The organism is Pseudomonas sp. Van50 (genome assembly GCF_055390755.1).
Genome location: NZ_AP024343.1, coordinates 2,430,740 through 2,442,027 on the forward strand (window position 1 = coordinate 2,430,740; position 11,288 = coordinate 2,442,027).

Sequence of the window (11,288 nt, forward strand, 5' to 3'; positions counted from 1 at the left end):
CTCCTTAGCGATTCTGCTCGGGGTTCCATTGGCTGTAGCGATGACCCCGCAGGAACTGCCAGAGCCCGATGCTCATGCCCGCCAGCGTCACCAGCACGAACGCCGCCAGGCGAAAGGGCCGGGGCAAACGGTGGCCGGCATCCATCAAGCCGATCAGCGCCATGGCGTAGCCGAGCAACTGCGCCAGCAGGCTCAGGCGGTAGAACGGATGGTCGTTCCACAGCCAGGCATTGCTCAGCAACAGGGGCAACAGCAACACCGGCGCCAGGCGGCGGATCAATTTGTGGCTGATCAGCCCGATGGCGTAGAGGCCATGACGCAGCGGGTTGAGCAGCTCCCGGCGTTGGGCCAGGCTCTGCAACCCGCCAACGGTGACTCGCTGGCGCCGGCGAAACTGCTTGTCGGCCTCGTCCACGCCCTGGTCGGTCACCCGGGCCCGTGGTACGTAGACGATGGACTTGCCGGCGGCCGGCGCGCAGGTGCTGAGGAAAAAGTCATCGTTGACCTGGGCCGGGATCGGCTGGAACAGCGCCCGACGCAAAGCCAGCAGGGCACCGTCGGCCGAGACCATGCAACCGGTGCGGCTCTCCACCCGCCGCAACCAGCCTTCGTAATGGCGATACAGGCTGTCGCCCAGGCTCAGGCCCTTGCCCGGCACCGGAATTTCCATATGCCCGGCACAGGCGCCGACTTCCGGATCGCCCAGGGGCGCCAGCAGGTGGCCGAGGGTATCGGCGGCCCATTGGTTGTCGGCGTCGGTGAACACCAGGATTTCGCCGCGGCTGTGGGCGACACCGGTATTGAGGGCGGCGGCCTTGCCCTGGCGCGGCAGGTCGAGCACGGTGATGCGCGGGTCGATCACTTTGCGTGCGCACACCACCGTATCGTCGGTGGAGCCGTCGCTGGCGAGGATGATTTGCAGCGAGTGCGCCTGGTAATCCTGAGCGAGCAAGGTGCGCAGCTTCTCCTCGATATGCCGGGCCTCGTTGTGGGCGGCAATGACGATGCTCACGTCCATCGGCAACGCCTTGCCATAGCGCCGCAGCGGAAACAGCGGCGCCAGCAGGCTCAGCATCAAGGGATAACCGAGGTAGGCGTACACCGGCAGCAGCAGACACGACCAATAAATGAACTCAGCCACGGGCAGGTCTCCTGACGTTCCAATGACACAGGTTGAGCAGCAGGGCGGCGCCGGTCAGGTGCAGGCGCACCCCATGCAATGCCCACAATTGCAGGGTCAGGCGCGGGTCGCGCCGGCTCTGGCGCAGGCTCAGCAGCAGAGGCGGCAGCGCAGTGACCAGCAACAGCATCAGCGCCAGGTGCAACTGCCCCTGGAGCACCGCGAGCAGGGCCAACAGGTCCAGGCACCAAGCGCCGACGGACAGGGCCGGGAAGCGCAGCAGGCGCAGGCTCGGGCCATGGCTGCGCAGCAATTGCAGATGACTGCCCTGGCGCCACAACTCCTTGCTCATCCACTCGCGCCAACTGCCTTCGTAGCCCCAGTGCAGGGCCACGCTTTCGTTGACCAACAGCAATTGCGCGTCGGCCTGGCGCAGGCGCAGGGAAAAATCCTTGTCTTCACCGGTACGCAGGGTTTCGTCGAAGCCGCCGACCCGTTCGAACCAACTGCGGCGCATCAACAGGTTGGCGCTGGGCAGCCACTGCACCCGATGCAAGAGGCGTGACCCCGGACGTTGACTGCGGCGCTGCCAGGCTTCGGCGAACCACGGTGCCTGCCGGGGCGTGTCCAGGTCCAGGCCCAGTACATCGCCCTGGTGGCCTTCAAGCTCCAGCAACAGCTTGAGCCAGTCGGCCGGCATCTCGATGTCGGCGTCGATGAACGCCAGCCAGTCGCCGCTGGCGAGGGCGGCGCCGCGATTGCGCAGGGCGCCGATGTGCACGCCCGGGACGATCAGCACCCGGGCGCCCAGCTCGTTGGCGATGCGCGGGCCGTGGTCGTCGGAGCCGTTGTCCACCACGATCAACTCGCACGCCAAGCCTGCCTGGCGGGCCGCTTCCCGGGCCGCCTGCAGGGTCCGGCCGATGTGTCGGGCCTCGTTGTACATCGGGATCACAATGCTGACGCCACTCATGGACGAGCCTCCTGTGGCGCGGCCTGTTCGGCGTCGTAGCGCAACACGCTGGTGAGGGCGAGCATGATCCACAGCAACTTGTGGTTCGGCGCACTGAGAAACATCAGGAACAGCCCCAGCGACAGGAAACTCATGCCCAGGTGCGTCAGCAGGTCCGCCTGCGCCCAGTCGCGGCGCTGCAACCAGAGCCGACGGGCGTGCAGCAGGTTGTACAGGCCAAGGCCAAGCATGCCGACGAACATCAGCCCGCCCGGCACGCCGATTTCGCTGAAGATTTCCAGGTAGGTGTTATGGGCGCGGCGATACAGGTCCCCCAGCTTGCGGTTGGCCGAGAACGCCTTGGCATAGCCGGTGGGCGCGTAGTGCAGGGGAAAGGTTCCGGGCCCTGACCCGAGTATCGGGTTCTCGCGGATCATCTGGCTGCCGACCAGGATGTACGAGGCACGGCGACCCAGGGATTCGTCCTTGTGGGCATTGACGCCGGCGCTGAGGATGCTCAACGACTGAATGCGTGCCACGTAGCCGGCGGGCATCACCGCGACCGCCAGGGGAATCAACAATGCCAGCCCGAGCATGGCGAAGCCCAGGTGCCGCGGACGGATGCGCGGCAGTTGTGCACGATAGTGGTACAAGCCGATCACCAGGCTGAGCAACAGCACCACCAGCCCGGAACGCGACTCGGTCTTGGTCATGCCACCGAGCAACAGGATGAAACCCCCGCTCCAGAACAATCGTTGCAACAGGTTCGGACTGCGCAGCACCAGCCACAAAGCCAGCGGTACGGTGAACGCAATCAACAGCGCAAAGACGTTGGGGTCTTCCAGCAGGCCCGAAGCACGGCCCTGATCCTGATATTTGGCCGAGAACATCGCGAGTACGCATGTGGTGGAGACGCTCACCGTCATCAGGCGGGCAAACAGGTCCAGGTTCAGTTCGCGACCGATCAGCAAGGTGATCACGAATAGGACGATCCCCACGGTCAGCTCCCGCAGATGGGTCAGGGACAGGTCCATGTTTTCCGAGAGCAACAGGCTCAGGCCATACAGCACCATGAAGCCGATCAGGGGCTTCCAGATGTTGCTGCGCAAACGTGTCGCGGGAATCTGGTGCAGGGCCAGTTGCAGCATCAGGATCAGGATCAGCGCCAGGCCAAAGAACTTGCTGCCGGAAAACGCGTTGTCCTTGAACAGGCCTTCGAATGGCACCAGCGCGGCAATACCCAGCAAACCCCAGCCGGGCTTGCGGTACAGCACGGCGACGCCGACCAGGCCGAGCACCGCGCCCGGGGCGAGGAACGGATAAGGGCTGGCCAGCAACGCCAGGCACACCAGGCCCAGCAGGCTGACGATCGAGAGTGGGACTATCATGAGCGAGCCTCCCGCGCCGTGCGGATGTAAAGCTGCGACCAGCGTTCGGCCAGCGTGCGCAGGTCGTAGCGGTCTTGTTGGGTGCGGCGCGCGTTGTCGGCCAGGATCCGCGCCAGGGGCGGTTCGCTGAACAGCGTTTCGATCTGCGCCGCCAGGTCCGCACTGTCGGCCGGGGCCGCGAGCAGGCCGTTATGGCGGTCCTGCAACACGTCGGGAATGCCGCCGACGCCGAACGCCACCACTGGCACGCCGGCCTGCATGGCTTCGAGCAGAATCATCGGGGTGCCTTCGGTGCGCGAGCTGATCACCAGCGCGTCGAGGCGACTCCACCAGGCATTCATGTCGGTCTGGTAGCCGGGCAATTCGATGCGCGTGGGCAGCCCGGCGTCGGTGATGCGCTTGAGCAGCACCTGGCGTTCCGGGCCGTCGCCGAGCATCACCGCGTGCAGCGACGAATGCCGCTGGCACAGGGGGATCATGGCATCGAGGAACAGGTCCGGGCCTTTCTCGCTGCTCAGCCGGCCAACATAGCCGACCCGCCAGCGTTGCTGGTCGGTGCGGTGGGCCAGTGGCGTGCTGGCCGCTGGCAGGCCGTTGGGGATCACGTCGAGTTTCTCCGCCCGCACGCTGGCCCGACGGTGCAGCGTGGCGATGCTCTCGGCCACGCAGACCACTCGCTTGACCGAGGCGGTGCGGCACAGTTGCAGGCTCAGCCAGGTGTAGAAACGCTGCTTGGGGCTGCGCGGCGTGAAGCCATGCTGGGTGATCACCAGCGGCAGGCGCAGCAGCGTGGCCGCCGACCAGCCGAACAACAGCCCCTTGAAGTTGTGGGTGTTGATCAGCGGTCGCTCGTCCCGGCGCTGGCGCAGGTGCTGCAACAGCTCGGCCCAACTGGCGCAGTGACGGCAATCGACCCCAGCCTGGCGAAAACGCGTGATCAAAGTCGGTGGCGCCGCCAGGAACAGCACCTCGTGCTGTCCGGGCGTTGCCAGGCAATGATCGAGCAGCATCCGCTCGGCCCCATAGAAGCCACCGCTGTCGAGCAGATGAATGATCGACAGGGGGCCGCTGTGGCGGGGCGGGTCGAACGGCGCGTTCAATTTCGCACCCAATGGACAAGGCTGGGCAGGCTCCAGTTGCGGTGCGGGTTGACCTGCTCGGGGGACTGTTCGTTGATCACCAGCAGCACCGGCACTTCCAATTGCCGGGTGATTTGCGCTGGGTGCTTGAAGCGGTGATCGAAGAACTCACGCACATAGACCAGGGCGATCGCCAGCAGCAGGCCGCTGAACATGCCGAAGACAATGATCAGCATCGGCTTGGGAAAGGCCGCCGCGGTCGGTTCGAACGGCGGGCTCAGGACCCGGGCGTTGGACAGGTCGTTGTCCAGCGAGCGCGCGGTGCTGGCTTCGGCGAAGCGCTGGGCGTAGGTGGAGAAGGCCGCATGCAAGGCGTTGATCTCGGTGTCCATCTGCCGCAGCTTGCTTTGGGTTTCCTGCAACTGATGGATGCGCTCCTTGAAGGCGGCGATGCGTTCGACTTTCTGATTGATCACCGAACTGACCACCGCCAGATCGGTGGTGCGTTCCTGGATCCGGTTGTTGACCACTTTCAGGAACTGCTGGCGCGTGCGGACGATCTGTTCCCGGGCCAGCAGCATCGGTTCGCTGCTGGGCTGGAAGATCGCCAGGTCATTCATGTAGCGGCTGACCTGGCTGGTCAGTTGCTCGCCCAGTTGTTTGATCTCCCGGTCCTCGAAGGCGATGTTGTCCACGGTGGTGGTGAAGGTGAACGGGAAGGTGTAGTCGTTGAACCGGGAGCTGTTCGCCGCCGCCAGGCTGGTCTTGAGGTAATCGAGCCAGCGTTGGCTTTGCAGCAGGCGATCCTGGTACAGGTTCAGGGCCTGTTCTTCGGTGTTGATGGCGTTCAGGCGGAAGGTGATTTCTTCCTTGGGATCGGACGAGCCGATGTTTTCCAACAGCCCCAGCCGAGTACCTTCCAGGCCGTCGAGGCGGGTCTGGTATTGGGCTTTCTTCTGCTCATAGAAGGTCTGCGGCAGTTCGATCGATTGCAGGTCCTGGCGGCTGCTGAGGTAGTTCTGTAGCAGTTGCGCCACGAAGCGGGTGCCCTGGGCCGGGTCGCCGAAACTGTAGACGATGGAGATGACGTTGGAGCCGGGCAGGGTCTCGATCTTCAGGTTTTCGATGGCCTCGTCGGTCAGCGTATCGAGCACGGTGTCGCGCACCGGATCGACCTCCAGGCCCAGGCCGTCGCGCAGCGGGTTGATGACGTACTCGCGCAGGGGTTGGGTGACGTATTTCTTGAGCGGCTCGCTCACCCACTTGTTGAGAATGCCTGGGCTTGGGGTGTAGTCGCCCTGGTCGCGCAGGGCACTGATGGTCTGCCGGATCAACGCCGGTGAGCGCAGGATATTGCTCTCGGTTTCCATGTCCGCCAGGGACGGCGGGATGAAGGTGGCGTTTTCCTGGTTCAGCGACGTGGTGGCGTCGCCCTGGGAGAGTTTTTTCGACTGGACGATCACCTGGGCGGTGATGTCGAAGCTCTGCTTGAGCATCAACGGCAGCACCAGGGCGATCACGGCGAAGATCAGGAAGACGCGCTTCACCCACTGCTTGTTGGCGAAGAAGATCCTGAAGAACTCATGCAAATAATTTTCCTTGGGATTCATGATCAATTACCTGCTGCAGAAGTGTCGGTACTGGATCTGCTGCTGTTGTCGCCTTTGCTATCGAGGCGGTAGCCCAAGCTGACGCCAACACCCTGGAACAGCACCACGTCGGCCAATTGCCGAGCCATTTCACCGGCTTTGGCCAGGCCGGTCTTGGGCACGTACAGCATGTCTTCCGGCTGCAAGTAGGCGATCTGCGAGGCATCACCGCTCAGGGCTTTTTCCACGTCATAGTGGCGGGCTTCGACCTGGTTGCCGTTGCGCCGCATGATCACCACCGAATCGAGCCGGGCCTTGACGTTGGTGCCACGAGCCAGGGTCAGGGCCTCGAGGACCGAGATCGGCCGGCGGATCGGGTAGGAACCAGGCTGCGCCACCTCACCGAGGACATAGATCTCGTTGCCGGCGGTGGACTTGAGCAGCACGTCGACGGTCATGTGGCCTGGTAACTGGGCGTAGCGCTCGTTGAGGAAGGTTTCCAGTTGGGTCACGGTCATACCTTGCAGTGGCACGGAACCGATTTCCGGGAAGCTTGCGTAACCATCCCGGCCCACGATGATCTCCCGGCTCATGCCTGTGGCCGGGTGGGTCAGGGTGTTGCGCAGGTTCGTCTCGCTGCTCAGCGGGCTGGTCACCATTACCGTCAATTGGTTGCGATTGGGCTGGAACAGCATCTTCTGGTCATAGGCGCGCTGGACCGCCAGGCGGGCTTCGTCGGTGGTCAGGCCGGCGACCTTCACCGAGGTGTTGGCCCCTGGCAGTTCGATGCTGCCGTCGGGCATCACCTGTTGCGTGCCGTTGAGCTGGCTGGCGGCGGTGAAGTTCAGCGCCACCTGGTCGCCCGCCTGCACCCGATAGGCCTGGGGCCCGGTGGTGCTGATGTGGAAGATCACATCCAGCACGTCCTGGGGCCGCAGGGTCTGTTCGACCTTGGGCATGTCGGTGGCCTGGGCGTTGGCCGGTGCAGCCGTGAGGATCTGCACCGGCATCGAGCGGGTATCGCTGGTACTGGAGCAACCGGCAAGCGGCAGCAACAGCAGGACAAGCATTCTGGCGTTCATCTCGTCATCCTTTTGCAGGCTTACAGGTTGTTGTAGAGCCACTTGGGCATGTAGTACTTGCGGCGGTTGAACACGCTGCCGACCACTTTCGCGCCCGCTTGGGACAGGCGCTGGCGGGCGGCCTGGGCCACTTCCCAGCGGGTGTCTTCACCGCGCACCACCAGCACCACGCCATCGACCTGGGTGCTGAGCACCAGCGTGTCGCTGGCCGAATACACCGCGTCGGCGTCGATCACCACAAAGCGGTACTGCGCCGCCAGTTGCTTGAACAGCGGGCGCAGGCGCTCGGGGCTCAGGCGCTCGGCATTGCGACCCAGGCGACCGTGGGGCAGCACGTCGAAGGGCAGGCTGGACGCCTGCACCACGCAGTCCTGCAACAGGGGTGGGGCGAGGCTGTTGAACAGCAGGTCGGTGAAACCGCGTTCCTTGTGCAACGCCAGTTGCTGGCTGAGGTTGCGCGGTGACTGGCTGGCATCCACCAGCAGGACGCGACCGTTGCTCATCTGCGCCAGCTGAGCGGCCAGTGCCATGGCGCTGGTGCTGGTGCCGGTACCGGTGTTGGCGGACGTCAAGAGCAGGGTCCGCAGGGAAGGGTCGAGCACGGTCGAGGTCAGGTTGGTCTCGCTCGGGCTGGCTATGGTCAGGATATTCGTTGAACCGTCCATTTAACTCGCTCCGTGGCCGCTGAAAACTTTGAAGGGGGTAAGCATCAGGATCTTCAAGTCCAGCCACAGGCTTTGTTCAGCGATATAGCTGAGGTCCAATTCCACGCGCTGGTCGAAGTCGATATTGCTGCGTCCGGAGATCTGCCACAGGCCGGTCATGCCGGGGTAGATGCTCAGGCGCACAAGATGGTTGTCCTTGTAGCGATAGGCGTTGAACGAGGTCGGCCGCGGGCCCACCAGGCGCATGTCGCCGGTCACTACGTTGATCAGGTTCGGCAGTTCGTCGAGGCTGCTGCGACGCAGGAACCGGCCGATGGGCGTGATGCGCGGGTCGTTGTCGATCTTGAAGTCGATGGCATCGGCGCCGTGTTTGTTGAGGTGGCGCAGCGACTCCTTGAGGGCTTCGGCGTCGGCGACCATGGTGCGGAACTTGTACATGCCGAACACCCGACCGCGATAGCCGGTGCGTTTCTGTATGAACAGCACCGGGCCCGGGCTGGAAAACTTGACCAGCAGTGCCAGGCCCAGCAACAGCGGGCAGAAGACCACCAGGATCGCCAGTGCGCCGAGGCCGGCCACCACCCGATTGGTACGCGAGACTGTCCAGGGCCGGCCGCCGTCGCGACCGGTCAACCAACCACGACCCTGGCGGTGGATGGCCGCGTCCAGGCGCCTGCGGTGGTCGGGATCGACACGCTTATCGCGTCCGGGGGCATTGATCGCAATGATTTGTTCATGTCGGGTCATAGACTCCTCCGCTGAGATTGGGCCGCAAGCGGCGCGTGGGCAGGCACTAGGTAATACTCGAGGAACCACTGGATGAAGCGGCCCAGGCCGTCGTCCAGTTCGATGCCCGGCTTGAAGCCGGTGGCCCGCGCCAGGTCGCTGGCGTCGGCGCAGGTGTTGAGCACATCGCCCGCTTGCAGGGGCAGCAGTTCGATGCGGGCGGTGCGGCCCAGGTGTTTTTCCAGCAGCGCGACATAGGTGCGCAGCGCCACCGGGTGCTGCCCGCCGATGTTGTAGATCCGCCAGGGCGCGCGGCTGGTGGCCGGGCCCGGTTGTTCGTGATCCAGCAAGGGCGTGACCTGGGGCGCCTGTTCGATCAGGCGGGCAATGCTTTCGACGATGTCGTCGATGTAGGTGAAATCGCGCTGGTGCTCGCCGTGGTTGAACAGCTGCAGCACACGGTCTTCGGTGATGGCGCGGGCAAACTGGATCGGCGACATGTCCGGCCGGCCCCAAGGGCCGTACACCGTAAAGAACCGCAAGCCGGTGCAGGGAATACCGAACAGGTGGCTGTAGCTGTGGGCCATCAGTTCGTTGGATTTTTTGCTGGCCGCGTACAGCGACAGTGGATGATCGACATTGTCCTGCACCGAATAAGGCGTGCGCGGGTTGGCGCCGTATACCGAGCTCGAGGAGGCGTAGATCAGGTGCTTGACCGGATATCGGCGGCAGCTTTCCAGTATGTTCAGGAAGCCGGTGATGTTGCTGTCGACATAGGCCTGCGGGTTTTCCAGGGAGTAGCGCACGCCGGCTTGGGCTGCGAGGTGAATCACCACGTCCGGGCGCCGGGCCTGGAACAATTCGTCGATGGCCGGTGCGTCGGCCAGGTCGAGCCGCGCCAAGGGGAAGGTGCCGACCTGGTCGTTCACCCAGGCCACGCGGTCGTGCTTGAGCTGCGGGTCGTAGTAGTCGTTGAAATTGTCCAGCCCGCACACCCGATGGCCGTCGCGCAGCAGCCGCAACACGACATGGGCGCCGATGAAACCGGCTGCGCCGGTGACCAGGATGTTCACGCCTGTGGCCCTGGTGCCGGGGTGCCGGGCACAGTGTGGCGCAGCCCGATACCGCGATACAGCAGCCCGGCGGCGGCCAGGTGTTCGGGGTTGTACAGGTTGCGGCCGTCGATGATCACCCGGGCGCGCAACTTGTTGGCCAGCAGGTCGAAATCCACCACGCGAAAGTTCTTCCACTCGGTGCAGATCACCAGGGCGTCGGCGTCTTCCAGGGTGTCATCGCGGGTCGCACAGAGGTTCAGGTCCTTGCGATAGCCGTAGAGGCGGCGGCATTCGGACATGGCTTCCGGGTCATAGGCCTGGACCCGGGCGCCTTCGCGCCACAGCGCTTCCATCAGGTAGCGGCTGGGAGCTTCGCGCATGTCATCGGTGTTGGGCTTGAACGCCAGGCCCCAGATGGCAATCGATTTGCCGGCCAGGCCATCCGGGAATTGCTTCGCCAGTTTCTCGAAGAGGATGTGCCGCTGGCTGTCGTTGACGTCGGTGACGCTGCGCAGCAGGCGCAGCGGCATGCCGCTTTGTTCGGCGGTGTGCAGCAGGGCCCGCAGGTCCTTGGGAAAGCACGAGCCGCCGAAACCGCAGCCGGGGTAGATGAAGTGATAACCGATGCGCGGGTCCGAGCCGATGCCCTTGCGCACCGCTTCTATGTCGGCGCCCAGCCGTTCGGTGAGGTTGGCCAGTTCGTTCATGAAGCTGATGCGGGTGGCGAGCATGGCATTGGCGGCGTACTTGGTCAGTTCGGCGCTGCGGTTGTCCATGAACATCAGTTTTTCGTGGTTGCGGCAAAAGGGCGCGTAGAGCTCCGTCATCTGGTCGCGGGCAAGGGGGTCGGCGGTGCCGACGATGATCCGGTCCGGCCGCATGCAATCGGCCAGGGCGCTGCCTTCCTTGAGAAATTCGGGGTTGGACACCACGCGCACGTTCAGCTGTTTCAGGCCGCGCCGGGCCAACGCCTGGCGGGCGCATTCGGCCACCTTGTCGGCGGTGCCCACCGGCACCGTGGACTTGATGACCAGGGTGCGGTCGCTGTCCATGAAGTCGGCGATCTGCCGGGTGACGGCCAGCACATGGCTCAGGTCGGCCGAGCCGTCTTCATCGGCAGGGGTGCCGACGGCGATGAAAATCAGCTCGCCGTGATTGACCGCGTCGCTGGCCTGGGAACTGAACGACAGGCGTCCGGCCTTGATGTTGTCTTCGAGCAGATTGGACAACCCCGGTTCGCTGATGGTCGGTACGGCCTGTTGCAGTTGCCGGATCTTGTTCGGGTCGATGTCGATGCACAAAACACGGTGTCCGACGTCGGCCATTGCAGCCGCCTGGATCAACCCGACATACCCCGTACCAAATACGCTCACGTCCATTTTTGGCGCGCCTCGCAGACCGAATGATGTAACTCGGATGAAACTGTTTAGAGGGGTATAGCGCAGCTTCAGAAAAGCGTGTCAGCAAAATGACAGTTGTCAGTGTTGGCAATTCAAGTGAAATCGGGCCTTTTGATATCAAGTCATTGACTGATCTAGCAAAGTGGCTGTTTTACTGGGGATGGTTGGCATTTAACAAAGCGATAAACGGTCGTTATCCATAGATTTTTATATTTTGTTACCTATTTTCGTG

General features: G+C 63.7%; 10 protein-coding genes. All 10 read right to left on the minus strand.

Annotated elements, in window-relative coordinates:
- Positions 1-4: 4 nt before the first annotated feature.
- The 10 genes from ACZ5M5_RS10790 to ACZ5M5_RS10835 are packed head-to-tail and all read right to left on the minus strand — an operon-like array spanning position 5 to position 11,035.
- Positions 5-1,141, minus strand: a complete 1,137-nt coding sequence (locus ACZ5M5_RS10790) for a glycosyltransferase family 2 protein (protein WP_103309925.1) — start codon at positions 1,139-1,141, stop codon at positions 5-7.
- The gene (locus ACZ5M5_RS10795; protein WP_060738223.1) at positions 1,134-2,093 is read right to left on the minus strand and encodes a glycosyltransferase; all 960 of its coding nucleotides are present in this window, start codon (positions 2,091-2,093) and stop codon (positions 1,134-1,136) included. The genes ACZ5M5_RS10790 and ACZ5M5_RS10795 overlap by 8 nt, the downstream gene beginning before the upstream one ends.
- Positions 2,090-3,460: an O-antigen ligase family protein gene (locus tag ACZ5M5_RS10800; RefSeq protein ID WP_464739005.1), complete on the minus strand. Its 1,371-nt coding sequence runs from the start codon at positions 3,458-3,460 to the stop codon at positions 2,090-2,092. Before ACZ5M5_RS10800 ends, ACZ5M5_RS10795 begins: the two co-directional genes overlap by 4 nt.
- Positions 3,457-4,560 carry a glycosyltransferase family 4 protein gene (locus ACZ5M5_RS10805; protein WP_103309930.1) on the minus strand — a complete coding sequence of 368 codons (1,104 nt, stop codon included), beginning with the start codon at positions 4,558-4,560 and terminating at the stop codon, positions 3,457-3,459. Before ACZ5M5_RS10805 ends, ACZ5M5_RS10800 begins: the two co-directional genes overlap by 4 nt.
- A complete protein-coding gene (locus ACZ5M5_RS10810) occupies positions 4,557-6,149 on the minus strand; it encodes a GumC family protein (protein WP_060738220.1) in 1,593 nt (530 codons plus the stop codon). The genes ACZ5M5_RS10805 and ACZ5M5_RS10810 overlap by 4 nt, the downstream gene beginning before the upstream one ends.
- Positions 6,150-6,151: 2 nt before the next feature.
- Positions 6,152-7,210: a polysaccharide biosynthesis/export family protein gene (locus ACZ5M5_RS10815; RefSeq protein ID WP_060738219.1), complete on the minus strand. Its 1,059-nt coding sequence runs from the start codon at positions 7,208-7,210 to the stop codon at positions 6,152-6,154.
- Positions 7,211-7,230: 20 nt separating this feature from the next.
- Positions 7,231-7,875 (minus strand): CpsD/CapB family tyrosine-protein kinase, encoded by a 645-nt coding sequence (locus tag ACZ5M5_RS10820; protein ID WP_060738218.1) that lies wholly within the window; start codon positions 7,873-7,875, stop codon positions 7,231-7,233.
- Complete coding sequence (locus ACZ5M5_RS10825; protein WP_060738217.1) at positions 7,876-8,622, minus strand: sugar transferase; 747 nt, start codon at positions 8,620-8,622, stop codon at positions 7,876-7,878. It lies immediately after the preceding gene.
- Entirely contained in the window at positions 8,619-9,674 is a 1,056-nt protein-coding gene (locus ACZ5M5_RS10830; protein ID WP_464739006.1) for an NAD-dependent epimerase, read from the minus strand. The genes ACZ5M5_RS10825 and ACZ5M5_RS10830 overlap by 4 nt, the downstream gene beginning before the upstream one ends.
- Complete coding sequence (locus tag ACZ5M5_RS10835) at positions 9,671-11,035, minus strand: UDP-glucose dehydrogenase family protein (RefSeq protein ID WP_103309933.1); 1,365 nt, start codon at positions 11,033-11,035, stop codon at positions 9,671-9,673. The genes ACZ5M5_RS10830 and ACZ5M5_RS10835 overlap by 4 nt, the downstream gene beginning before the upstream one ends.
- Positions 11,036-11,288 lie beyond the last annotated feature (253 nt).

Excerpts from the sequence above, each read along its gene's own strand:
- ACZ5M5_RS10835 (WP_103309933.1), bottom strand. The coding sequence starts at position 11,035 with ATGGACGTGAGCGTATTTGGTACGGGGTATGTCGGGTTGATCCAGGCG.
- ACZ5M5_RS10810 (WP_060738220.1), bottom strand. The coding sequence starts at position 6,149 with ATGAATCCCAAGGAAAATTATTTGCATGAGTTCTTCAGGATCTTCTTC.
- ACZ5M5_RS10815 (WP_060738219.1), bottom strand. The coding sequence starts at position 7,210 with ATGAACGCCAGAATGCTTGTCCTGCTGTTGCTGCCGCTTGCCGGTTGC.
- ACZ5M5_RS10820 (WP_060738218.1), bottom strand. The coding sequence starts at position 7,875 with ATGGACGGTTCAACGAATATCCTGACCATAGCCAGCCCGAGCGAGACC.
- ACZ5M5_RS10795 (WP_060738223.1), bottom strand. The coding sequence starts at position 2,093 with ATGAGTGGCGTCAGCATTGTGATCCCGATGTACAACGAGGCCCGACAC.
- ACZ5M5_RS10800 (WP_464739005.1), bottom strand. The coding sequence starts at position 3,460 with ATGATAGTCCCACTCTCGATCGTCAGCCTGCTGGGCCTGGTGTGCCTG.
- ACZ5M5_RS10825 (WP_060738217.1), bottom strand. The coding sequence starts at position 8,622 with ATGACCCGACATGAACAAATCATTGCGATCAATGCCCCCGGACGCGAT.